The organism is Pseudoxanthobacter sp. M-2 (assembly GCF_046156265.1).
Taxonomy (GTDB): Bacteria; Pseudomonadota; Alphaproteobacteria; order Rhizobiales; family Segnochrobactraceae; genus CAMDHY01.
This window is the reverse complement of record NZ_JAWDIR010000002.1, coordinates 17,977-40,983: the sequence shown is the minus strand read 5'-3', so window position 1 is coordinate 40,983 and position 23,007 is coordinate 17,977. Positions and strand designations below refer to the sequence as shown.

The following is a 23,007-nucleotide window of genomic DNA, read 5'->3' as shown; positions in this document are numbered from 1 at the left end:
TCGCAGCCCTCTACACCGTAGAGCTGGAGGGATGTTCCCCCCGGAGAATCAAGATGAAGACGATTATTGCGCTCGCCCTTGCCGCCACCGCCTTCGCCGCCGCGCCGGCGTTCGCGCAGAGCCAGGCCGCCGTCCAGGCCGCCCAGAAGGCCTGCCGCGCCGACGCGATGTCGGTCTGCGCCGGCACGCCGCGCTCGGGCATGATGGCCTGCCTGCTCGAGAACAAGGACAAGATCAGCCAGGCCTGCGTCGACGCGCTCGCCGCAGTCGAGGCGAGCAAGTAATCAGTTCGTTCACCGTGTGAAGGCAGAGGGGCGCGGCCATCGGCTGCGCCCCTTTTTTGTTGCGCCAGAGCGTCGGGGGATGAGCATTTGGCGCTGACCCTGCCAGAGGGGGATCGTGTTAGGTTTCTACTTGCGCTAAGTTTCGTTTTGGAAGCATATATCGCGCTAGGGTGAGGAGCACTTGCCGTGGGCAGTCTTTTTGATTTTTTACAACGCAATCAGATTCAGAAAGCAGACGCACTGCCATTAGTGCATTCGACCGAAGCATATTTTCTGAAAAAATTCATGAAAGCTAATGCAATAAAAACAAGTAAATGCAAAGTGTTCAAGAGCGAAAATTTGTCATACTTTTTTGTCGGAAGGCCCGCGTTCAAGAGAAAATTGGACAGCGAAGCGGAGTACTGGGAGCTTCCAATTTGCTTTGTTGTGCAGTATAAAGCGGTAAGGATAAAGAGGGCGTTTCCATTTGACAGTGGAGCATTCAAGGATGGAAAGTACCCCCATTTCATCAGCATGATGGATATCGGTGAGTTTGAGGTATCCGGGGACGGAGAGGCTGCAGAGAAAATAATTGGAACATTTTTTGGCGACAAGAGGTCGTATTTTCACCTAAAGGGACGGGGTAGAACAGAATTCGAGTCGAAGTTTGATGTAGAGATGCTTGATGAAGAGATAAAAGCTCTGCATAAATTGATAGAATTTAAGGACAGTAAGCTCGACGATCGGCGATTTTCGATTGAAGTGCAAACCGCAGAAGATGTTTTACTTAACAAAGAGAATCTTATAGCCGCAATAATTCCAGAGTCATACCTGGCAGATGACAGGGTAATTGAATTCTTTGAAGATAGACCAGAAGTTGTCCTTGATACATATCCATTGTATCCTCTGAAGAAGGATTATTACTACTACGCAATATACGAGAAGGTGGAAAATATAATGCGAAGAGGGGGGTTCTTTGGTGTTTAGGCTATCGTCAGTTATGGATTTGTCCGGCGGAGCCCCGTCTCTTCTTGTCCCTATTTTCAGCTATTCAAGATCTAATGTTCCGTATGTTCAGAGTATGGATGAGTTTCTTCTGATAAGATCCTTCTCGCCATTCTATGACGCTGAGGAGTTCGAGTTAATTTCGATGAGTTCTGAGCTTTCCGTAGACGTAGATCAGCCTGGAATAATTGCGTTTCGTGAAAACTGTGGGAGGATATTTGCAGGAAATATTGAAAGCGTTTTTTCGTATTATGAAGAGCATTTAAATCACGACGGTGGAAGCCCTCTCCTTCGTATGCAGATAGGTCGACTGGTGGAGGAGAGTCGTGCCAAGCAGTATGATTTAATAAAGGCAGTTGGAGTATCATTCTTTCGCTCAGAGAAGCAGAAAGAGTTTTGGGTTGATTCTGGGTTAATGATACTTCAGAAAGAAAAGTCATTCTGGGATGTGATTAATCAGAGTCGTGACAAGAAAAAGAAGCTTAAGATAGAACCGATAAAATCGCATTGGGACAGGGAGCAGTTAATCGCCGCCTTGTCGCAGTCGCGCTACTATAGTTACTCAAACTGGTCAAATCTTTGGTTTTCGCTTCTTAGAATCGCGCCGAACGATGAGCGTGTTCTGGAGGTGGCGAAAAAGTGGCTGTATAGCCAGGTCAGCGGTGACAGTGCCCCTTCAGGGGCAAGAGATGTACTCTGTGCTGTCATCGACCTGTCTCATTTTTCAGCTGCTTACGACGACAGTCTATACGAATTCCTTTCGGATATTGTTTCATCGCATCATATATTTAGTGACGAATTGCGAGTTCCATTTCGGATACTGCGAAAGATACTTGATTTTATCGGCGATCGTGCGCAGTTCATGGAGCATGCTGAGTTAATATATAATCTGATAGCGGAAAGCTTTTATTTTGGTGATCAATTGGAGGCCATGCTTGATATGCTAATTCAAGCAATACGCTACGCTAACATTCCGATAGATTCTAGAATTATGAATACAAGCCTACTGTATAGACTTGAGGCCTACGCAATTAATCCCGCAATTGTTGCAAGGCTGCGAGAGTTGCGTAAATTACTTCCGCCTCCGAACAACTAGCCGCCAACAAAAACTGAGGCCGTTCACGATCGATCGGCCTCCGGCAGGTCAGCCCGCACCCAGTCGTGCAGGGCCTGGACGTTGACTTCCATGTCCGACAGCACGCCGCGCTGGTAGGCGCCGGCCTCGAGATTGCGCTGCACGGATTCCGTCAGCGCCCCGTCCTCGTGGTGGACCTGGTAGTTGATGCGCTGGTTGAGCCACCGCACCGCCTTCGCCGCCGGGCGCGCATCCGGCCGCCCGTAGGCGCGCCAGCGCAGCATCGATCGGCCGGGGCCGAGCGGCACGATGTGGAAGAAGTCGACGAGGTCCGGATAGAGCTCGAGCGACACCGCCGGATAGAGGAACAGATAGGACCAGCGCTTGCGCAGGTCCTCCGGCAGGTGGTCCGACACCTGCGGCAGCAGGCTCGCATAGGCGCGCGTCGCCCAGCCGCCGACCGGATTGTCGCGCATCTCGTGGGCGAGGCGGATGGTGCGCGTCGCGCCGTCGGGCTGACGCTCGTAGTCCTTCTGCATCAGGCCCGACAGGCCCGGGTGGCCCGTCGGGAAGTGATAGTCCTCGAGATAGTTGTCCCAGACGTTCTTCCAGTCGGCGGCGATCTCGCCCTGCCAGTATGGGGCGATCGGCTCGAGCTCTTCCAGCCGGTGCGCCTCGAGCTCGGCCCGGTAGGGTGCGTAGCGCTCGGCCACCGACGGCCCGCCGGGTGCGAGGCGGACGAAGACGAAGCCGAGGAACACCTCGCACTCCACCGGGAACAGTCCGAGATTGTCCTTGTCGAGCTTCGGGAAGGTGCGCGAGGCGGCGATGCCCTTCAGCACGCCGCGGGTGTCGTAGGTCCAGGCGTGATAGGGGCAGCGGATGATGCCGGCGCAACTGCCGGCGTGACCGTCGACGACGGCGTGAGCCCGGTGGCGGCAGACATTGTGGAAGGCGCGGATCTCGCCGTCGTCGCCGCGGACCGCGAAGACGCGCTTGCCGAGGATGTCGAGCGTCACGTAGTCGCCCGGCGCCTTCAGCTCGCTGACGTGGCCGAGCATCTGCCAGGCCGGCATGTGGATGGTCTCGACCTCGCGGGCCGTGAAATCCGCGTCGCGATAGGTCCACGACGGCAGCGTCAGCGGCAGCGCCTCGTCGAGGTCGGAGCGGTGCTCCGGCGAGCCTGCGGTCTGCGTCGTCGCAGCCGGGCTCGCCGGAGCGGCCTCCCCCTCGGGAACGGCGAAACTATTCGGCATCAGGTTCTGCAGGTAGCGGCGGCAGGTATCGACCGCATCGGCGTGATCGAAGTCGGCGCCCTGGATCAGAGCCTCCTGCGACAGCGAGTCGATCAGGCCGCAGAGGCCCAGTGCCGCCGCCCGCACGTCGATGCGCGAGCCTTCGCGTGAGGCGAGCTCGGCCAGCATGCCGAAGGTCGCCTCGTAGACGGCGCGGTCGGACGACCCGCAGATCGCCAGGTAGTCCGCGCGCGAGCGGCTCTCGCCCCAGAACGCGTACCAGACCGCCAGCTTCTCCGGGCTGGCGATGCGGCGGTCGAAGCTCGCCGTCACCAGCGCCATGAGCCCCGCCGCCGGGTCGCCGGCGGCCGCCGCGACGCCCGCCTCGCAGGCCGCCTGGTACTCGTCGGCGATGCGTCGGAGCGTCTCGTGCAGGAGGTCCTGCTTCGACTGGAAGTGGAAGTTGACCATGCCGGCGGTCAGCCCGGCGAGCCGGGCGACCTTGTCCAGTGTGACATTCGACAGGCCGTGCTCGGCGATCGCCGCGATCGCCGCGTCCACGAGCTGCTCGCGGCGCAGGTCCTGGGGCAGGCGGGAGCGGGTGGGGCGGTCGAGCATCGGGCGCTCCTGCATGTTCGTTCAGCTATCTGAAGCCTCATATTACTCTATCGAATGAATGTTCGGCAAGTCGGTCGCCCCGTGCGTCGTGCATCAACCGCCTTGCTGGAAACGCAATCTTTACGCAGAACCCGCGCCATGGAGGCGGGCGGCGGGAATTCGCCACCTGCCCGGCCAGGGCTTCGAACCTCATCAGAAGAGGGCGGTCGTGAACCGTCTCGACAGACGCATCGCCGGTTGGGTGGCCGCAGCGGCCATGCTCGCGCTTCCGCTCGCCCTCGGTTCGCCACCTGCCGTCGCCGACGGCGCCGCGCAGGCCCCCGTGCTGCCGCCCGCCGTGGCGGCGCATTTCCGCTCGCTCGGCGTCAGCGTCGATCCGCATCAGCTGCCGGACGTCGACGACCGGTCCTCGCGCGCGAGCGCTGCGGCCGAGGTCGCCTCACCGGCGGCGCGGGTGCCCGTGCGGGTCGGCGCCTACACCCGCGGCACCTCGGCGACGCTCGCCACCATCCCCCTCGACGCCAAGAGCTACGCCACCGCCTGGCTGCCGGGGCCGGGCTTCGCCGGCGGGGCGGTCGAGCGCCTGACGACGGTCTTCCCCGAGGGCCGCGCCACGGCGGAGCTCGCCGACGGCAAACTGAAGGCGGTCGTCGACGACCGCGGCGAGTTCGTCTCGTTTGGCCGCAACGGCAGCCGGCGCACGCTGACGGTCTCGTTCAACTACGGCTATGCCCGTGACCGCCGCGTCGTCGACCTGCCGGAGGCCGAGACCGCCGCGCTCGGATCGGCCGGCTCGGTCGCGGTGGATACCGCAGAGCCCGCGGCCGCGCCCGACAAGCGCAAGGTCAAGCTGTCGGTCAAGGCGTGCAAGCACTGGCCGACCTCGCAGCGCCTCGTCGACGCCTGGATCGAGATCAATCCGAAGCACAAGCCCGATGGCCGGGTCGCCGCCTGGTTTCCGCTGGAGAAGCGCGTCGGCACGATCTTCGGCGGGACGATCGACACGGGCAAGCTCGCCACCGTCCGGCGCGATCCGGCCAAGGTGACCGCCGCGGTCGGCACCGCCGCAGAAACCGTCTGCGCCGTCACCGGGCGCGCCAAGTCGCGTGACGTCTGCACCGCGCTTGGCGGCGAGCAGGCGGCGACGATCGCCTGCCGGCGCATCCTGGCGCCCTTCCGCGAGGCGCTCTGCCCGGCGGTGAAGAACGCCGCGGGCTTCAAGCCGATCGCGGTAGAGGAACAGCCGAACCTCTTCGACAAGCCGTTGGAGGTGCGCTTCAGCGCCCGCTTCCTCAGCCCCTACGGTTACGCCTGGGTGAGCTCCACCGAGCCGAAGAAGTACGGCCCCGACAGCGATGCCTTCGAGGGCAAGCTCGAACTGCCCTGCTGGGACGTCTATCAGGCGCCGGTGAAGATGACCGGCAGCTACCAGTGGCCGACCTGCTGGTCACCCTATGCCGAAGCGAACGCCACCGTGCAGTTCGCCAACTACATGAAGGGCTGGTACGCTTGGGCCGGCCTGTCGAACTGGAAGCTCCAGGTCTTCCAGACGCAGGACTGCCTCAGCCGCAACTATCTCGAGGGGCCGTTCACCCCGGCCGGTGGCGCGCGGCTCGACGGCGGCTACGCCTACTGGAAGTTCTCCAACGCGAAGTGGGGCGGTCCCGACAATTTCGAGGCCCACATCAACTTCTCCGGCGACAAGATGTGGGGCAACGTCAAGGACAACCGCCGCTCCCGCAAGACGAGCGAGCGCGCGACGCTGTATGGCGAGTTCTCCGGCAAGCGCGCCAAATGAGCGGTCTGGCGCGCCGGCAGGGAGCGTGTTCGTGACCCCTCCGGAGACGCTTTGCCGACGCTTGTCATGAGCCCGACGGCGAGTTGTGCGCAGGCGGCCCGAATCGGCTTGTCCGCGGGCCTGCCTCCGGATGCGTAAGTCTCTGGCAGAACAGGTGCTTTCTGCAGTTGGACGGGCCGAGTTGAACCCCCCGCCCGACCGTCTATAACGGGCGCGCGCGGGAACCACGCGCGCGGGAACTACGGCGGACCTCAGACCGAATGACAGATGTGACGTCCAATGGGGCGGAAGAGTACGGCGCCCAGTCGATCAGGGTCCTGAAGGGCCTCGACGCGGTGCGCAAGCGGCCGGGCATGTACATCGGCGACACCGATGACGGCTCCGGCCTGCATCACATGGTCTACGAGGTGGTCGACAACGCCATCGACGAGGCGCTCGCCGGCTATGCCGACCGCGTGACGGTGACGCTGAACGCCGACGGCTCCTGCACCGTCACAGACAACGGCCGCGGCATCCCGACCGACATCCACACCGGCGAGGGCATTTCGGCGGCCGAGGTCATCATGACCCAGCTGCACGCCGGCGGTAAGTTCGACCAGAATTCCTACAAGGTCTCCGGCGGCCTGCACGGCGTCGGCGTCTCGGTGGTGAACGCGCTGTCGCAGTGGCTGACGCTGCGTATCCGCCGCGCCGGCAGCCTGTTCGCCATGAGCTTCACCCACGGCGTCGCCGACGCGCCGCTCGCTGCCATCGGGGATTCCGAGGGCCTCACCGGCACCGAGGTGACGTTCCTGCCGAGCCGCGAGACCTTCGCCGGCGTCGTCGAGTTCGATTTCGCCACCCTCGAGCGGCGCCTGCGCGAGCTCGCCTTCCTGAACTCCGGCGTGCGCATCCTCCTCGAGGACCGCCGCGGCGTCGAGCCGCGCAAGGAGGAGCTGTTCTACGAGGGCGGCGTCGCCGCCTTCGTGCGCTGGCTCGACCGCACCAAGCACCCGCTGTTGCCGACGCCGATCTACATGAAGGCCGAGCGCGACAACATCGAGGTGGAGGTGGCGCTGTGGTGGAACGACAGCTACCACGAACACACGCTCTGCTTCACCAACAACATCCCGCAGCGCGACGGCGGCACCCATCTCGCCGGCCTGCGCGGTGCGCTGACTCGCCAGGTGACGAGCTACGCCGAGAAGAGCGGTACCTCGAAGAAGGAAAAGGTCACCCTCACCGGCGACGACTGCCGCGAGGGCCTCACCTGCGTTCTCTCGGTGAAGGTGCCCGATCCGAAGTTCTCCTCGCAGACGAAGGACAAGCTCGTCTCCTCCGAGGTGCGCCCCGTCGTCGAGGCGGTCGTCAACGATGCGCTGGGCACCTGGTTCGAGGAGCACCCGGCCGAGGCGAAGACCGTCATCGGCAAGGTGGTCGAGGCCGCCGCCGCCCGCGAGGCCGCCCGCAAGGCACGCGAGCTCACCCGCCGCAAGGGCGCGCTCGACGTCGCCTCGCTGCCCGGCAAGCTCGCCGACTGCCAGGAGCGCGACCCGGCGAAGTCGGAGCTCTTCATCGTCGAGGGTGACTCCGCCGGCGGGTCGGCCAAGAGCGGCCGCAACCGCGCCAACCAGGCGATCCTGCCGCTCCGTGGCAAGATCCTCAACGTCGAGCGTGCCCGCTTCGACAAGATGCTGTCGTCGGAGATGATCGGCACGCTGATCACCGCGCTCGGCACCGGCATCGGCGTCGAGGAGTTCAACCTCGAGAAGCTGCGCTACCACAAGATCATCATCATGACGGACGCCGACGTCGACGGCGCCCACATCCGCACCCTGCTCCTCACCTTCTTCTACCGGCAGATGCCGTCGCTGATCGACGCCGGCCACCTCTTCATCGCGCAGCCGCCGCTCTACAAGATCCGCCGCTCGGGCTCCGAGCAGTACCTGAAGGACGAGCGGGCGCTCGAGGATTTCCTCATCGACGCCGGCCTCGACGAGGCCTCGCTGACGCTCGCCAACGGCGAGGTCCGCACCGGCCGCGACCTCAAGGCCGTCATCGACGAGGCCCGCAAGATCGCCGGCGGCCTCGAGGCGCTGCACTCGCGCTACAGCCGCGACACCGTCGAGCAGGCCGCGATCGCCGGCGCGCTCAACCCGGAGATCGTCGCCGACCGGTCGAAGGCCGAGGGGGCCGCCGCCTACATCGCCCGCCGCCTCGACATCCTCGCCGACGAGTTCGAGAAGGGCTGGGTGGGCCTCGCCGAGGCCGACGGCGGCCTGCGCTTCGAGCGCACCGTGCGCGGCGTCAAGGAAGTGACGCGCATCGACGCCGCCCTGCTCGGCTCCGCCGACGCCCGCAAGCTCGATGCCCATGCGAGCCACCTGCAGGAGGTCTACGGCAAGGCGGCGACCCTGAAGCGCAAGGACGTCGAGACGGTGGTCCGCGGCCCGCGCGCGCTGCTCGCGGCGATCTTCGCCACCGGCCGCCGCGGCGTCAGCCTGCAGCGCTACAAGGGCCTCGGCGAGATGAACGCCGAGCAGCTCTGGGAGACCACCCTCGACCCCAACGCCCGCTCGCTCCTGCAGGTGCGGGTGAAGGACGGCGACGATGCCGACGACATCTTCTCCAAGCTGATGGGCGACGAAGTCGAGCCCCGCCGCGAGTTCATCCAGGACAACGCCCTGTCGGTGGCGAACCTCGACGTGTGAGATCTTCGGGGGAGGGGGCGTCGTGAGGGGGTTCGCGATCAGACGCCGCCGCCGGCTGGCAGGGCGCCCCTGGCTGGCACTCGCCGCCGTCTGGCTATTCGCCTTCCAGAGCGCGCTCGCGACCGCCGCCACGGGCGCGCCGGCGACCCCCGTCCAGCTCGACGCCTTCGGCGGTGTCATCTGCACGACCGGTGCGCACCCGGGGGAGGGCGAACCCGCCTCCGCGCACGGTCCCGCCTGCTGCATCCTCGGCTGCATGGCGGCCTGTGCCGGCGCCGGCTGCCCGCCCGATCTGGCGTCGTTGTACGCGCCGCAGCGCATCGCCACCGTGTTGGCGGTCTCCGTTGCCGAAGCACCCGTTGCAGCCGACCTTGGCCGGACGCCGCGCCAGGCACGCGCTCCGCCACCGGTGCACTGAGGTCTCTGCACGCCTGACCAGGCGCCGAGCCTCGCCTTTCGACATTCACCACCTCCCTCCGAGAAACCCGTGATCGACCCGGCGGCCGCGCCGGCGCCTCGGCGCCTGCGGCCGCATCGGGCCGGCCGGTTCCTCGGGCGTTCGAAACCACGTCGATGCCGGCCGCAACCCGGTGGCGCGCCGCTTCGTGCCGCGCCGCTCCCGAGCCGCATCGACCGTCTCGTGATGGACAAGATGACCCCCACCGACCCGAAGACCGCTCCGGCCGCGGCCGACGCCGCGACCCACGGCATCGACGCCTACCGCGCCGTCTGGCGCTGGCACTTCTATGCCGGCCTGCTGGTGCTGCCCTTCATGATCCTGCTCGCCGTCACCGGCGGGCTCTATCTCTACCGCGACGAGATCGACCGCGCCTGGCACCACCAGCTGAAGCAGGTGGACGCACGGCCGGGCACGGAGATCGAAGCGAGCCGCCTCATTGAAGCGGCGCTGACGGCCTATCCCGGCACCGCGGCGAAGTTCATGCCGCCGCCGACCCCGACGTCGTCGGCCGAGGTCACGGTGAAGGCGGAGACCGGCCAGCGCCTCGCCGTCTACGTCGATCCCTATGACGGCCGGGTGCTCGGCTCGCTGCCGGATCGCGGCACGATCATGTGGACGATCAGGCGCCTGCACAGCCTCGCCGAGTTCGGACCGATCGCCAACGGCGTCATCGAGATCGTCGGTGGCTGGTCGATCCTGCTCGTCGGCACCGGCCTGTTCCTGTGGTGGCCGCGGCGACAATCCGGCGGCGTCGTCACCATCCGCGGCGATGCCCGAAAGCGTGTGTTCTGGCGCGACCTGCACGCCGTCACCGGTGCGTTCACGGGCCTGTTCATCGCCTTCCTGGCGATCAGCGGCATGCCGTGGTCGGTGTTCTGGGGCAAGTACGCCAACGAGTGGGCGAACGGCACCAACTACGGCTACCCGGCCGGCCTCTATGTCGATGTGCCGATGTCGGACGGGCACCTTGCCCACGCCGGCGAGACGAGCTGGTCACTGCAACAGGCCCAGGTGCCGCTATCCACGGCGCCGGCACAGCCCCGCGCCCCTGTCGGCATCGACGCCGCGGTCGCGACCTTCGACCGCCTCGGCGTGGTGCGCGGCTACGTCGTCAGCCTGCCCTCCGGCCCGACGGGCGTCTATTCGGCGAGCGTCTATCCGGATGACATCGACCTGCAGCGCGTCGTCCACCTCGACCAGTACTCCGGTGAGCCGCTGCTCGACTTCCACTATGCGGACTACGGTCCGATCGCCAAGGCGATGGAAGTCGGCATCAACCTACACCTCGGCCAGCAGTTCGGCTGGGTGAACCAGATCGTGCTCTTGATCGTCTGCGTTGCCACCGTGCTGATGGCGGTGTCGGCGGGCGTGATGTGGTGGAAGCGGCGTCCGAAGGGGTCGCTCGGTGTGCCGCCGCTGCCCTCCGATCGCAGCCGGATGTGGGGCATCATCGCCATCATGGCGGTCGTCGGTGTCCTCTACCCGCTCGTCGGTGCCTCGCTGATCGTCATGCTGCTCATCGACCTGATGGTCACGCGCGGCTGGCGCTCGGGCGGCGGCGCACGCCGCACCCGCCCGGAGACGCGCCCCGCCATGTGATGCGCGGCCACCCTCGGCGCCGGCCGGTCAACCTGCCGGCGCTGAGGGGGAACTTCGGCAGGCCGACGGTCTCAAACCCCGGATGCGCCCGCCTCGGGCCTCGCCGCTGGCTTCGGTGTCCCCGACAACGCCGCCGTCAGGGCCTCCGCCGGGTTGGCGCCGGTGAAGCCGGCTTCGGCGAGGATGCGGTCGACCACCGGGGCGCTCGCCCGGTATTTCAGGAGCTGGCCGACGAGGCCGTCGCCGAAGCTCTGGTCGCCGCCGCCCCCGTTCGTCGCCGCCCCGCCGCCGAGGCCGCCGGTGTCGAAGATGCGGACGTCGGAGATGTTGGCGAGCGGCTTCACCGTCTCGGCCAGCGCTGCCGGGATCACCGCGATGCGCTCGCGCGTCAGCTCGTACTCGATGATCGCCGCCGACAGCTTGTTGCGCGCCTCGTTGAGGGCCGACTCGCGGTCGGCCTCGGCCATGCCGAGCTCGCGCACGCCGGCGGCGCGCAGCTTGGCGGCATCCGCCTCGGCAGCGGCGAGCGTCTTGGTCGCCTCCGCCTGATCGAGCGCCGCCTGCTTCTGCGCGTCGGCCTGCACCCTGACGGCCGTCGCCTCCTTCTCGGCGTCCGTCTGGGCGGCGATGACGGCGATCTGGCGCTGGCGCTCGGCGACCTCGACGGCCTGGGCGGTCGTCACCTTCTCGCCGGCGGCGACCGCCTTGGCGCGGGCGTCCTCCGCCTCGGCGGTGGCGACCGATTCCTCGCGGCTCTTGTTGGCGACCGCGATGGCGCTCTCCTGCGCGACGATCTGGATGTCGCGGTCGGCCTCGGTGCGGCGCTGCTTGACGGCGCGCTGGGCGGCGATCTCGGCGCTCTCGCGGGCCTCGCGCGCCTTCGCCTCGCGCTCGGCGATCGACTGCTCGGCGCCGATGCGCGCCTCCTCCTCGGCGCGCCGCGCCTCGTTCTCCTTCAGCGCCGTCTCGGCGCGGGTGTCGGCGGTCTTGTTGGCGACGTCGCGCTGCTGGTTGAGCTCGGCCTCCTTCGAGGAGCGATCGATCTCGAGCTTGCGCTGCTGCGCCTCGAGATCCTTCTGGGCGATCGCCACCTCGGTATCGCGGACGATCTCGTTGCGCTCCTTCTTGCGCGATTCGGTGATCTTGGTGAGCGTGGCGAGGCCTTCGGCGTCGAAGAAGTTGTTGGCGTTGAAGTACTTGATGTCGGTCTGGCCGAGGCGGGTGAGGGACACCGTCTCGAGCTCGAGGCCGTTCGACTGCAGGTCGGCGGCAACCGCGTCCTGCACCGCCTTGACGAACTCGACGCGCTTTTCCTGCAGGTCGTTCAAAGGCATCGTCGCGGCGACCGAGCGCAGCGCGTCGACGAACTTCGCCTCGATCAGCTCGCGCAGCTCGTCGGCGTCGTTGGTGCGGTCGCCGAGCGTCTGGGCGGCGAGCGCGATCGAGGACGAGTCGGGCTTCACCCGCACGTAGAACTCGGCGCCGATGTCGACGCGCATGCGGTCCTTGGTGATCAGCGCCTCGTTCTCGCCGCGCCGCACCTCCAGCCGCAGCGTCTTGAGGTTGACCCAGGCGGTCGAGTGGAACACCGGCATCACCACAGAGCCACCGTCGAGCACCACCTTCTGGCCGCCGAGGCCGGTGCGCACATAGGCGCGGTCGCGCGAGGAGCGGGTGTAGAGCGACGCCAGCACAAAGCCGATGGCGACGATGGCGGCGAGCCCGATGAGGGCCGGTACCAGGACTTCCCAGATCATGTGCCTGTCCTCGCTGAAGTCAGGGATGCGGCAGGGGCCGGTGGGGAGAGGCGGCGGCGGAACCGCGTGGATCAGGTGGGCGAGAGATCGGCGGTGGGGGCGATGACGAGGAACGAGGCAGCGTCGCGGTCGACGAGCAGCACCGACGTTCCAGTGGCGAAGGGGCCCGTCCCGGGCGCGGCGCGGGCGGCGAGGAAGTGCCAGTTGCCGTGGGCGTCCAGCACCTTGATGCGGCCGGGCTTGCCCTCGTCGAGCGGCCCGAGCGTCACCTCGGCGACGCGGCCGACGAGGTCGGCGTTCTCGACGGCATAGGTCTCGTCCTGCGGCACCACCCGGGCGACCAGCTGGCTGCCCTGGCGGGTGACGGGCAGCGCCACGACCAGCGCGACGCCGGCGGCGACGAGGGCCGGCAGCGGCGCCGCCAGCGTGCCAGCGATGCTCTGCACCAGGAAGCCGGCGGCGGCGAAGCCGCCGAGGAACAGCAGCAGCAGCACCATCACCGGCACGCGGCCGACGTTCAGCCAGCCGAGCGCGCCGGCGAGCCAGCCGTCGCCGTCCCCGTCACCCTCGAGCGCCTTGTCGAGGACGGAGCCGGCGGAAAGCCCGCCGAACATCGACACCACCTCGATCAGCAGGAGCCCTAGCAGGATCGCGAGTGCGATCGCAAACGGCCGGACCTCGGGGGCGAGCAGCCACTCCATCGTCGTGTCTCGCATCCTCTCGGGCGGGCGACCGGCGCCGCCTGTGCAGCGCCGGCAGTCTGGCGCCGGATCCGCCGGTACGACCGGCGCGATCCGGCGTCGCTTAAGTCTTGGATGGTCCGGTGCGGGCGCGCAACCGCGCCTCGATGGTCTGCTCGCGGTGCAGGCGCTCCAGTTCCTCGAGCTCGGCGGCGCCGGCGGGCAGGTCGCCGGCCGGCACGCCGGTCATGCGGGCGATCGACGCGGCCTTGCGGGCCACCCGGTCCTCCGGGCGCTCGGCCATCCCGCCGGTTCCAGCCGACGGAGCGCCGGCCTTCGCCTCGCTCTTCTTCAGTTCAGCGAGGCGCGCCTCGGCGTCCTTGCGGGCGGCGACCACCGCCTGCAGCGCCTGGCGGCTCTCGTCGAGCCGCTCGTCGACGTCGGCGAGTGCCTTGTCGAGCGCGGCGACCTGCACCTCGAGGTCGAGCTGCCGGCCGATCGCCGCCTTGGCGAGATCGTCGCGGCCCTGGGCCACGGCGGTGTCGATCTGCGTCTCGAGCTTGCCGCTCTCGGCGCGGAAGGCCTCGCGGCGGCTCTCGATGCGGTAGCGCTCGGCCTGCGCCTTGCCGACCTCGGCGCGCACCTCGTCGGCGGCCTTGTCGATCTCGCGCACCGCCTGCTCGACCACCGCGACGGTGTCGAGCGCCTCGGCCCGGTCGACGGCGGCGTGGGCGAAGCCGGCGATCAGGCGGCCCATGCGGGCGAGAATGCCTTCGTGGATCATCTCGGTCTCCTGTTGCTTCGCACCCCGCGGGGTGACGCCGATGTGGACGTGGAAGCCGTCGCCGTCGCGGACCAGCCGGGCCGGTGGCCCGCCGCGCCAGCCGGGACGGTAGCCGATGACGACGTAGGGCACGCTGGCGCGCCCCTCGACGGTGGCGATCGAAACCTGCGCCGCGCCCTTGACGGCGAACAGCTTGTCGTCGAGCGGCAGGCCCTCCGGCGCCGCGCCGCTGCGCCTTGCCGCGAAGTCCCTGAGGCCGAGCACCACCATCTGCGACGGCAGGCGGGTGGCGGTCCGCAGCCGCTCGTAGGCGAGGGCGTGCAGGGCGACGAGGTTGGCCCCCGCGTCGCTGCCCTCCGTCATCGCCTCGAGCATCTCCATCATGCGGCCGTACTCGACGAAGGTGGCCTCGATCGCCGCCCGCGCCACCTCGTCCGGCGCGAGCGCGTAGCGGAGGGTATCGGAGTGCGAGGCTCGGCTGCGGTCGACCATCACCAGACCATAAAGGACTCCATTAGTCCTTTCAAGAGGTCGTGATGATCCGATAGGCCGCCGCCGCGCGGCATGGCGGCCGTCGGCCCGTCCGGGAGGTCCTAGACGGGCTCCCCGGGCTCTCCGACGGCGGCGGCCTCCGGCTGCTCGGCCGGCTTCATCGGCTGCTTGGGGAAGCCGAGGAGGGGGGCGACGGGCTCGGCGTCGCGCCAGAACTCGACGTCGCTCGTCGCATAGGCGGTGACGAGCTCGGCGATCGAGCGCAGCGCGTGCAGGTGGATGCGCTCGTAGCCGTGCGAGGCGTCGACGCCGAAGGTGACCAGCGCCGTGCGGACGTCCTCACCCGCCTCGATCGCCGAGGCGCAGTCGGAGCGGTAGTAGCGGAAGACGTCCTTCTGGTAGCGGATGTCGTGCTCGCGGCAGAGCTCCACCATCCGCTTCGTCAGGTGCCAGTCGAAGGGCCCGGTCTGGTCGGCCATGGCGATCGTCACGCCGAACTCGGAGCTCGACTGGCCGGGCGCCGAGGTGCCGTTGTCGACCGTCAGCATCGAGGCGATGTTCTGCGTCAGCACCGACGCCGCGCCGACGCCCACTTCCTCGGCGACCGAGAACAGCCAGAAGGTGTCGACCGGCAGCGGCGAGCCCTCGCGGATCAGTGCTTCGAGCGCCGCAAGCAGGATGGCGACGCCCGCCTTGTCGTCGAGATGGCGGGAGACGATGTAGCCGTTGTCGAGAAACTCCGGCTGCGGGTCGACGGCGACGATGTCGCCGACATCGAAGCCGAGGTGGCGGAGATCGCCACGGTCGCGGGCGATGGCGTCGACGCGCAGTTCCACGTGCTGCCAGCCGATCGGGGCGGTGTCGACCTCGTCGCCGTAGGTATGGCCGGAGGCCTTCAGCGGCAGGATGGTGCCGCGATAGCCGCCGCGCTCGGTGAAGATGGTGACGCGCGCGCCTTCCGCGAAGCGGGCCGACCAGTGGCCGATCGGCACGAGCTCCAGCCGGCCGTTGTCCTTCAGCTGCTTCACCTGGGCACCGAGGGTGTCGAGGTGGGCGATCACGGCGCGCGCCGGCTGCGCGGATTGCCCCGGCAGCTTGGCGCGGATGGCACCGCGCCGCGTCGTCTCGGTCTCGACGCCGAGGCGGCGCAGTTCGGCGCCGCAGGATCGCACGATCGTGTCCGTGTAGCCGCTCGGGCTCGGGATCGCGAGCAACGCCTTCAGCGTCGCGGTGAGGTAGTCGGTGTCGATAGCGAGACGGGGCATCGGCCGCTCACCACGCCGTCGGCGCGTCGCGGCCGAGATCGCGCGCCGCCGCCGGCATCGATTGCGGGAACAACAGGTCGACGAAGCGCTCCGCTGTCGGCTGCGGCTCGTGGTTGGCGAGGCCCGGCCGCTCGTTCGCCTCGATGAACACGTAGTCCGGCTCGTGCGGCGAGCGCACGATGAAGTCGACGCCGACCACCGGGATGCCGATGGCGCGGGCCACCTGAACCGCCGCGTCGACGAGCGTCGGGTGCACGTGGTCGGTGACGTCGTGAATGGTGCCGCCGGTGTGCAGGTTCGCCGCCTTGCGCACCGTCACCTCGCGGTTGACGTCGGGGATGTCCTCGAGCGTCAGCCCGGCGGCGGCGACGCAGCGCTCGGTCTCCGCGTCGAGCGGGATCGAGGACTCGCCCCCTGTCGCGGCCTCGCGGCGGCGGCTCTGCCGGGCGATCAGCTCGCGGACGGTGGAGCGGCCGTCGCCGACGACCGCCGCCGGCCGCCGGATCGCCGCCGCCACGAGCCGGTAGTCGATGACGACGAGGCGCAGGTCGTCGCCGTGGAAGCACGATTCCACCAGCACGCGGTCGCAGACGCCGCGGGCGCGCTCGACGGCCGCCTCGACCTCGTCGAGCGTCGTCAGGCCGACGGCGACGCCGCGGCCCTGCTCGCCGCGGGCCGGCTTCACCACCACCGAGCCATGGCGTTCCAGGAACGCCGGCAAGAGGCTCGCGTCCCCCGCCTCGATCTCCTCCGGCACACGCACGCCGGCACGCTCGACGATGCGCCGCGTCACCGCCTTGTCGTCGCAGATCGACAGCGCCACGGCCGACGTCAGGTCGGAGAGAGACTCCCGGCAGGCGATCGAGCGACCGCCATAGATCAGGCGGAACAGCCCGCCCTCGGCGTCGATCAGATCGACGCCGATGCCGCGCCGGCGCGCCTCCTCGACGATGATGCGGGCGTAGGGATTGAGCGACGCCTCCGGCGGCGGGCCGGCGAACAGCTTCTCGTTGATCGGGTTCTTGCGCTTCACCGCGAACACCGGCAGCCGCTCGAAGCCGAGCTGCTCATAGAGGCCGATCGCCGCCTCGTTGTCGTGCATCACCGAAAGATCGAGGTGGACGGCGCCGCGCTCACGCATCAGCGCGCAGAGATGGCGCACGAGCGCCTCGCCGATGCCGGGGTGCGGCGCCTGCGGGTCGACGGCGAGGCACCAGAGCGACGCGGCGTGGTCAGGATCGTCGAAGATGCGGGCGTGGTCGATGCCGGTGACGGTGCCGACGATCGCGCCCGACACGTCGTCCTCGGCGACGAGGTGGAGGATGGCGCCACCGTTCGGTCGGCCCCAGAAGAAGTCCGGCCGGATCGGCACCATGCCACGCGCCGCATAGATGCGGTTGACGCCGTCGGCATCGGCCGCCGAGGCGATGCGGCGAACGGTGAAGCCGCCCGGCCGCCGGTCCGTCCGCTTCAGGTCGGCGAGCCTCAGGCGGAAGGCGTGCGAGGGGTCGAGGAACAGTTCGTGCGGTGCCGCCGCCAGCAGCACGTGTGGATCGCGGACATAGAAGGCGATGTCGCGCCGGCCCGGACCCTCCGCCCGCATCGCCTCGGCCAGCGCGTTGGCGTCGGCAAAGGTCTGCGAGAACAGCAGCCGCCCCCAGCCGCAGTCGAGGCAGACACCCTCGGGAACCGACGGCGTGATCGCCGGTGCAGTGGCGCCGTCGCTCTGGATTTCGGCTGCGCTGGCAATGGCCGCGGCGGCGGAAAGCTTGCTGTGCATCATGGGGTCCCCCTCGGATGCGCCGTCTCTTGTCAACGCTGGTGGTGGCAGCGGGTTCGCAGCCCGCGTCAGACGCGGTGCGTCTGCAGCCACATCTCGAGCAGCGCCGCCTGCCACAGCTCGGAACCGCGCAGCGGCGTGATGTGGTCGGACGGGTTCGCCAGCAGCTTGTCGAGGTAGTCGCGGCGGAAGATGCCGCGTTCGCGGGCCGGTGCGGCGGAGAGCACGTCGCGGACGAGGTCGAGCGTCGGGCCGGCGAGGTACTTCAGGATCGGCACCGGGAAGTAGCCCTTCGGGCGGTCAACCACCTCGCGCGGCAGCATCTTGCGGGCGATCGCCTTCAGCACGCCCTTGCCGCCGTCGGAAAGCTTGTGCTCGCCCGGCATGCGGGCGGCGAGTTCGGCGAGCTCGTGGTCGAGGAAGGGCACGCGCGCCTCGAGGCCGGCCGCCATCGTCATCGAATCCACCCGCTTCACCGGGTCGTCGACCAGCATGACGGTGGAATCGAGCCTGAGCGCCTTGTCGAGCGGGTCCGTGGCGCCGGTCTCCGCGAAATGCGCCTCGACGAAAGCGCGGCTCTCGTCGCGGTCGGCGAGGTAGTCGGGCGAGAGCTGGGTGGCGAGCGTCGCGTGGTCGCGGTCGATGAACAGCCGCGCGTATTCGCCGACCGGGTCGTTGGCGGCGGCGAGCGGCGGATACCAGTGGTAGCCGGCGAAGATCTCGTCGGCGCCCTGGCCGGACTGCACCACCTTGATGTGCTTCGCGACCTCGCGCGACAGCAGGTAGAAGCCGATGCAGTCGTAGGAGACCATTGGCTCCGACATCGCCGCCACCGCCCCCGGCAGCTCCGCGACGAGATCCACCGACGGCACGAAGATCTGGTGGTGGCGCGTGCCGAAGCGCTCGGCGACCAGGTCGGAATAGACGAACTCGTCGCCCTTCTCGCCGTTGGCGCTCTCGAAGCCGATCGAGAAGGTCTCGAGCCCGGTCTGGCCGGCCTCCGCGAGCAGAGCCACGATCAGGCTCGAATCGACGCCGCCGGAGAGCAGCACGCCGACGGGCACGTCGGCGACCATGCGGCGCTCCACCGCCGTGCGCAGCGAGGCGAGGATGCGCTCCTCCCACTCCGCGGCGGGCAGCCGGATGTCACCGGCGCTGCGGTCGAACGACAGCGTCCAGTAGCGCCGCTCGCGGCTCTGCCCGTCGGCCTCGATGACCCGGACGGTGGCCGGCGGCAGCTTGCGCACGCCCTTGAGGATCGTCTCCGGCGCCGGCACGACCGCGTGGAAGCTCATATAGCGGTGCAGCGCCACCCGGTCGATCGAGGTGTCGGTATCGCCGGCCGCCAGCAGCGCCGGCAGCGAGGAGGCGAAGCGCAGCCGGCCGGGGCTCTCGGCCAGATAGAGCGGCTTGATGCCGAAGCGGTCGCGCGCCATCACGACGCGCCCCGTCTCGCGCTCGTGGATGACGAAGGCGAACATGCCGATCAGGCGTTCGACGCAGCCCTCGCCCCAGGCGTGGTAGGCCTTGAGGATCACCTCGGTGTCGCCGCCGGAGAAGAACCGGTAGCCGAGGCCGGACAGCTCCTCGCGCAGCGCCTCGTAATTGTAGATGCAGCCGTTGAAGGCGATGGTCAGGCCGAGCTCGGGATCGACCATCGGCTGCTCGGCGCGGCTCGACAGGTCGATGATCGAGAGGCGGCGATGGCCGAGCGCGACGCGCCCGCGGGCGACGATGCCCTCGCCATCCGGACCGCGTGGCGCGAGCGCGTCGGCCATTCGCTGCACGGACGCCGCCGAGGCGGCCCTCTGGTCGAAGGTGATCTCGCCGCAAATCCCGCACATGCCGGGTTGGTCCTCCTCGTCTGCGCCGACACCGGCACAGAAGGAGCCGCGGCCGACGCGCGACGACGTCTGAGCCCGCGGGATCGTTGGTCGATCGGCGGGTCATGACGGTCGTCGGTGTGGTGTCGTGGGACGGTGAAACGGCCGAGCCGCGAAAAGGTTCCGTCGGTGCAGAGATTTTTTTCGGGCGCGCAGCCGAGGCAAGAACGCGAACCCTCCCCCCTTGCGGGGGAGGGCAGGGAGGGGGTGGCCGCGACTTCGACTCTCGCTAGAGCGCTCCGACGGCCGACCCACTCTCCCCTCGACTGACTACCGCGCGAGCTCCTTCAGCGCCTGGCGGATCAGCGTCGCGGCTCCGGCATCGGCGTGGCCGGCGGCACGGGCGGCGAGCACGGCGCCGCGCGCCTGCGCCTCGCCATAGCCCAGGTTGACCAGCGCCGAGACGGCGTCCGCGAGCGCGGGGTCGGATGCGCCCGCGGCGACCTGGACGCCGCCCGATCCGGCGAGCGCCGCCGGCAGGGCGAGTTCACCGGCCGCCTGCTTCAGCTCCACGACAAGCCGCTCGGCGAGCCGCTTGCCGACGCCCGGGGCCCGCGACAGCGCCACCTTGTCGCCGAGCGCGATGGCAGTGGCGAGATCATCGGGGGCGAGCACGCCGAGGATCGCCAGCGCCACCTTGGCGCCGACGCCCTGAACGGAGGTGAGCAGGCGGAACCACGCCCGCTCGCCGGGCGAGGTGAAGCCGTAGAGGCGGATCGCGTCCTCGCGCACCACCGTCTCGATGACGAGCGCCACCGGCTCGCCGGGCCGCGGCAGGTGGCCGAGCACGCGCGCCGGGCAGAACACCTCGTAGCCGACGCCGCCGACGTCGAGGACCACGTGGTCCTCGGCGATGGTATCCACCAGTCCCCGGAGCTTGCCGATCATCTCTGCTGCCTCAGGCGCCGGTAGCGGCGCGGGCGAGCCGCGCGGCCGGCGCGGTGCGGTGGTGGGCGTGGCAGAGGGCGATCGCGAGCGCGTCGGCGGCGTCGTCGCTGTCGAATTCCGCCTTCGGCAGCAGCACCTTCACCATCATGCGGATCTGCTTCTTGTCGGCGTGACCGGCGCCGACGACCGACTTCTTGACGGCATTCGGCGCGTATTCGGCGACCGCGAGCCCGGCGCGCGCCGGCACCAGCATGGCGATGCCGCGCGCCTGGCCGAGCTTCAGCGTCGCCGCGCCGTCGCGATTGACGAAGGTCTGCTCGACGGCGGCCTCGTGCGGGCTGAGCTCTTCGAGCACCGTCGTCAGCCCGACGAACAGCGCGTGCAGCCGGTGGGCGAGCTCATCGCCCGCATCCGACACCACCGATCCGGAGGCGACGAAGCGGATCGAGTTGCCGGACACCTCGATCGCCCCCCAGCCGGTGCGGCGGAGGCCCGGGTCGATGCCGAGGATGCGAATCGGAGCCTGCAGGGTCATGGCAACCGGGATAGCGCGTTCCCGGGGGGCGGCCAATGCGCGTCCGCGTGCGCGCTCCGCGAAGCCCGCGCCTCAGGCGAGATAGTCGTGCACCACCTCGCCGAGGCCGAGCGTCAGGTCGCAGAGGATGTGGCTGGCGCCGAGCACCTCCAGCACGGGGAGCTGCGCGACGGGCGCGAGCGCGTGGCGGAACAGCTCGATGTCGGCCGGCCCCGTCCAAGCGCCCTTGAAGGTGATGTCCTGCATGTAATAGCGGACGAGCTCGCAGACGCGCGCCGTGCCGTCGACGTGGGGGATGATCTTCAGGAGGAAGTTCGGCGCCGTCAGCGACGCCATCACCGGGTCCCGGTCGAGCTCGACGCACTTGTAGCCCATCGTCGCCGTGACGACCCGCACCGAGCCGCAGTCGAGGGTGCCGACCAGCGTCTCCTTCTCGACGGCCAGCCGCGGGCTCGCGAGCTTCTTCGGGAAGCCCCAGAGCTCGCGGCCGCCGAGGATCGGCGGGCCGTCGTCGAGATACATGGCGTGGACGTAGCCACCCTTCTGGCCCTGGTAGGTGACCGGGATCACCTGCCCGGACTCGGTGTAGTCGCCGAAGCCGCTCGAATCCGGCATGCGGATGAACTCGTACTTGACGATCGGCTCGGCGATCTCGAGCGGCGCCGGCACCACCGCGGCGAGCGCCGCCGGGTCGGTGCGGTAGGTGATGATGAAGAACTCGCGGTTGACGAAGCGGTAGGGCCCCGGCGGGAAGGCCGGCGAGGTGAGGGGCATCGCGAAGGCGCGGCGGCGGACTTCGTCTTCGCTGATCACGGGCGTTGCTCCGGTGGTCGGGAGGGTCGGGTGTCCAGAAGGCCGCTCAGTCCTTGGCGTCGCGCCAGACGTCGTGGGTGACGACGCCGGCTTCCGGATCGGGCAGCTCGAACCAGTCGGGATGGCGCATCGTCCGCACGATGACGTCGCGGCCGGCCTGCCAGTTCTCCAGCATCGTGTTGCGCGAGAACTCGTAGTCCTTGTAGTCGCGATCGGTCGGCTTGCGGCGGTAGATCAGCTGGATGATGTTGACGAGCGCCGCCCGGCGGCAGTCTGCGAGCTTCCTCGCCTCCGGCAGGTCGCGCAGCTCCGGCGGCAACTGGTCGAGCAGCTGCGAGACCGTGCGCCGCATCTCCTGGATGCGCTTGAAGACGTCGGTGTTGAGGCGCGTGCGGCTCGAGAACTGGATGTCCTTCTGGCGCTCGCGCACCTCCGTCAGGGTGCGCGGCCGGTCGCCGGAGGCGCTGAACAGGTCGACCTGCAGGATCAGCGTGTTCTCGCCGTCGATACGGCTCAGCACGTAGGCGAGCGGCGTGTTTGAGACGAGGCCGCCGTCCCAGTAAAGCTCGCCCTCGATCTCGATCGCCGGGAAGCCCGGCGGCAGCGCCCCCGAGGCCATGATGTGCTCGGGGCGGATGCGGCGCTCGGTCGAATCGAAATAGGTGAAGTTGCCGCTGCGCAGGTTGACCGCGCCGACCGACAGCCTGACCGCGCCGCGGTTGAGATAGTCGAAGTCGACGAACTCCTCGAGCGTCGCCTTCAGCGGCGCGGTGTCGTAGTAGCTCGTCGCCTCCGCTCCGCCCGGCGGCATCCACTGCGGCGGGGGCACGCGCGGCTCGAAGAAGCCCGGCTGGCCGAAGGCCATGGCGGAAAAGGACGACAGCTGGTTGAAGGCGGCGCGCATCTCCTCGCCGGGCGGCAGCCACGGCCACGCGATGCGGCCCGTCACCTTTTCCCAGAAGCCGCGCAGCTTCTCGACGCGCCGCCCCGGCGGATTGCCGGCGACGATGGCGCTGTTGATGGCGCCGATCGAGATGCCGGCGACCCAGTTGACGTCGACGCCGACGGCGTCGAGGCGCTCGACGACGCCCGGCTGGAACGATCCGAGCGCGCCGCCGCCCTGCAGCACCAGCACGACGTTCTCGTAAGAGCGCCGGACCGTGTCGCGGACGGCGGAGAAGTCCTCCGCCTCGACGCTCCCCGGTGCAGCCTGGTCGAGCAAGTGACGTCCCCTTGCCTATGGTGCCCGGCGCCGGATCACGGCGTAGGCACGCGACCCCGAGCACGCCCCCGCACCCCTGCCGTCCCGCTTACGGCCTTCGCAATGCAACATCAAGACGTGCGGTGCGGCAGGCTCGTCAATTGGTTCAAGGTGGTGCGGTCGGGC

The 23,007-nt window shown here is 68.3% G+C and carries 18 protein-coding genes; 7 read left to right on the top strand and 11 right to left on the bottom strand.

The genetic code is table 11. The features are described 5' to 3' along the window. Positions 1–53 precede the first annotated feature (53 nt). The 3 genes from RUR49_RS01165 to RUR49_RS01155 all read left to right on the top strand — a co-directional run bounded on the left by RUR49_RS01165 (position 54) and on the right by RUR49_RS01155 (position 2,364). Complete coding sequence (locus RUR49_RS01165; RefSeq protein WP_409144495.1) at positions 54–284, top strand: hypothetical protein; 231 nt, start codon at positions 54–56, stop codon at positions 282–284. Positions 285–470: 186 nt separating this feature from the next. Beyond that, on the top strand, positions 471–1,250 hold the full coding sequence (locus RUR49_RS01160; RefSeq protein WP_409144494.1) for a hypothetical protein: 780 nt from the start codon (positions 471–473) through the stop codon (positions 1,248–1,250). Positions 1,251–1,413: 163 nt separating this feature from the next. Then, entirely contained in the window at positions 1,414–2,364 is a 951-nt protein-coding gene (locus RUR49_RS01155) for a hypothetical protein (protein WP_409144493.1), read from the top strand. Between the two features lie 23 nt (positions 2,365–2,387). Here the strand turns inward: RUR49_RS01155 and RUR49_RS01150 are convergent, their stop codons facing one another. Continuing rightward, positions 2,388–4,196 (bottom strand): SRPBCC family protein, encoded by a 1,809-nt coding sequence (locus RUR49_RS01150; protein ID WP_409144492.1) that lies wholly within the window; start codon positions 4,194–4,196, stop codon positions 2,388–2,390. Between the two features lie 208 nt (positions 4,197–4,404). On the opposite strand from RUR49_RS01150, the gene RUR49_RS01145 reads away from it, so the two are divergent. From RUR49_RS01145 to RUR49_RS01130, 4 genes are all read left to right on the top strand, one after another. Beyond that, complete coding sequence (locus tag RUR49_RS01145; protein ID WP_409144491.1) at positions 4,405–5,994, top strand: hypothetical protein; 1,590 nt, start codon at positions 4,405–4,407, stop codon at positions 5,992–5,994. 260 nt (positions 5,995–6,254) lie between these two features. After that, positions 6,255–8,684 carry a DNA topoisomerase (ATP-hydrolyzing) subunit B gene (gyrB, locus tag RUR49_RS01140; protein WP_409144490.1) on the top strand — a complete coding sequence of 810 codons (2,430 nt, stop codon included), beginning with the start codon at positions 6,255–6,257 and terminating at the stop codon, positions 8,682–8,684. Positions 8,685–8,706: 22 nt separating this feature from the next. Further along, positions 8,707–9,102, top strand: a complete 396-nt coding sequence (locus RUR49_RS01135) for a DUF2946 family protein (RefSeq protein ID WP_409144489.1) — start codon at positions 8,707–8,709, stop codon at positions 9,100–9,102. Positions 9,103–9,336: 234 nt separating this feature from the next. After that, on the top strand, positions 9,337–10,743 hold the full coding sequence (locus tag RUR49_RS01130) for a PepSY-associated TM helix domain-containing protein (RefSeq protein ID WP_409144635.1): 1,407 nt from the start codon (positions 9,337–9,339) through the stop codon (positions 10,741–10,743). Positions 10,744–10,814: 71 nt separating this feature from the next. On the opposite strand, the gene RUR49_RS01125 is transcribed toward RUR49_RS01130, so the two are convergent. From RUR49_RS01125 to RUR49_RS01080, 10 genes are all read right to left on the bottom strand, one after another. After that, positions 10,815–12,500, bottom strand: a complete 1,686-nt coding sequence (locus RUR49_RS01125) for a flotillin family protein (RefSeq protein WP_409144488.1) — start codon at positions 12,498–12,500, stop codon at positions 10,815–10,817. Between the two features lie 71 nt (positions 12,501–12,571). Further along, complete coding sequence (locus tag RUR49_RS01120; RefSeq protein ID WP_409144487.1) at positions 12,572–13,216, bottom strand: OB-fold-containig protein; 645 nt, start codon at positions 13,214–13,216, stop codon at positions 12,572–12,574. An 88-nt stretch (positions 13,217–13,304) separates the two neighbouring features. Further along, the gene (locus tag RUR49_RS01115) at positions 13,305–14,456 is read right to left on the bottom strand and encodes a PspA/IM30 family protein (protein ID WP_409144634.1); all 1,152 of its coding nucleotides are present in this window, start codon (positions 14,454–14,456) and stop codon (positions 13,305–13,307) included. Positions 14,457–14,557: 101 nt separating this feature from the next. Next, the gene (locus RUR49_RS01110; RefSeq protein ID WP_409144486.1) at positions 14,558–15,721 is read right to left on the bottom strand and encodes an osmoprotectant NAGGN system M42 family peptidase; all 1,164 of its coding nucleotides are present in this window, start codon (positions 15,719–15,721) and stop codon (positions 14,558–14,560) included. Between the two features lie 7 nt (positions 15,722–15,728). Beyond that, positions 15,729–17,504, bottom strand: coding sequence for an N-acetylglutaminylglutamine synthetase (gene ngg / locus RUR49_RS01105; protein ID WP_409144485.1), 1,776 nt, complete (start codon positions 17,502–17,504; stop codon positions 15,729–15,731). 65 nt (positions 17,505–17,569) lie between these two features. Continuing rightward, on the bottom strand, positions 17,570–19,345 hold the full coding sequence (locus RUR49_RS01100) for an N-acetylglutaminylglutamine amidotransferase (protein ID WP_409144484.1): 1,776 nt from the start codon (positions 19,343–19,345) through the stop codon (positions 17,570–17,572). 309 nt (positions 19,346–19,654) lie between these two features. Continuing rightward, a complete protein-coding gene (gene ruvA, locus RUR49_RS01095) occupies positions 19,655–20,272 on the bottom strand; it encodes a Holliday junction branch migration protein RuvA (protein WP_409144483.1) in 618 nt (205 codons plus the stop codon). Between the two features lie 10 nt (positions 20,273–20,282). Then, on the bottom strand, positions 20,283–20,807 hold the full coding sequence (gene ruvC / locus RUR49_RS01090; protein WP_409144482.1) for a crossover junction endodeoxyribonuclease RuvC: 525 nt from the start codon (positions 20,805–20,807) through the stop codon (positions 20,283–20,285). 72 nt (positions 20,808–20,879) lie between these two features. Continuing rightward, complete coding sequence (locus tag RUR49_RS01085) at positions 20,880–21,617, bottom strand: acetoacetate decarboxylase (RefSeq protein WP_409144633.1); 738 nt, start codon at positions 21,615–21,617, stop codon at positions 20,880–20,882. 49 nt (positions 21,618–21,666) lie between these two features. Continuing rightward, a complete protein-coding gene (locus RUR49_RS01080; RefSeq protein ID WP_409144481.1) occupies positions 21,667–22,842 on the bottom strand; it encodes a DUF3734 domain-containing protein in 1,176 nt (391 codons plus the stop codon). Between the last annotated feature and the right edge of the window lie 165 nt (positions 22,843–23,007).

Excerpts from the sequence above, each read along its gene's own strand:
- RUR49_RS01110 (WP_409144486.1), bottom strand. The coding sequence starts at position 15,721 with ATGCCCCGTCTCGCTATCGACACCGACTACCTCACCGCGACGCTGAAG.
- RUR49_RS01125 (WP_409144488.1), bottom strand. The coding sequence starts at position 12,500 with ATGATCTGGGAAGTCCTGGTACCGGCCCTCATCGGGCTCGCCGCCATC.
- RUR49_RS01165 (WP_409144495.1), top strand. The coding sequence starts at position 54 with ATGAAGACGATTATTGCGCTCGCCCTTGCCGCCACCGCCTTCGCCGCC.
- RUR49_RS01155 (WP_409144493.1), top strand. The coding sequence starts at position 1,414 with ATGAGTTCTGAGCTTTCCGTAGACGTAGATCAGCCTGGAATAATTGCG.
- RUR49_RS01120 (WP_409144487.1), bottom strand. The coding sequence starts at position 13,216 with ATGCGAGACACGACGATGGAGTGGCTGCTCGCCCCCGAGGTCCGGCCG.
- ngg (WP_409144485.1), bottom strand. The coding sequence starts at position 17,504 with ATGATGCACAGCAAGCTTTCCGCCGCCGCGGCCATTGCCAGCGCAGCC.
- ruvA (WP_409144483.1), bottom strand. The coding sequence starts at position 20,272 with ATGATCGGCAAGCTCCGGGGACTGGTGGATACCATCGCCGAGGACCAC.
- RUR49_RS01130 (WP_409144635.1), top strand. The coding sequence starts at position 9,337 with ATGACCCCCACCGACCCGAAGACCGCTCCGGCCGCGGCCGACGCCGCG.
- RUR49_RS01100 (WP_409144484.1), bottom strand. The coding sequence starts at position 19,345 with ATGTGCGGGATTTGCGGCGAGATCACCTTCGACCAGAGGGCCGCCTCG.
- RUR49_RS01115 (WP_409144634.1), bottom strand. The coding sequence starts at position 14,456 with ATGGTCGACCGCAGCCGAGCCTCGCACTCCGATACCCTCCGCTACGCG.
- ruvC (WP_409144482.1), bottom strand. The coding sequence starts at position 20,807 with ATGACCCTGCAGGCTCCGATTCGCATCCTCGGCATCGACCCGGGCCTC.
- RUR49_RS01150 (WP_409144492.1), bottom strand. The coding sequence starts at position 4,196 with ATGCTCGACCGCCCCACCCGCTCCCGCCTGCCCCAGGACCTGCGCCGC.
- gyrB (WP_409144490.1), top strand. The coding sequence starts at position 6,255 with ATGACAGATGTGACGTCCAATGGGGCGGAAGAGTACGGCGCCCAGTCG.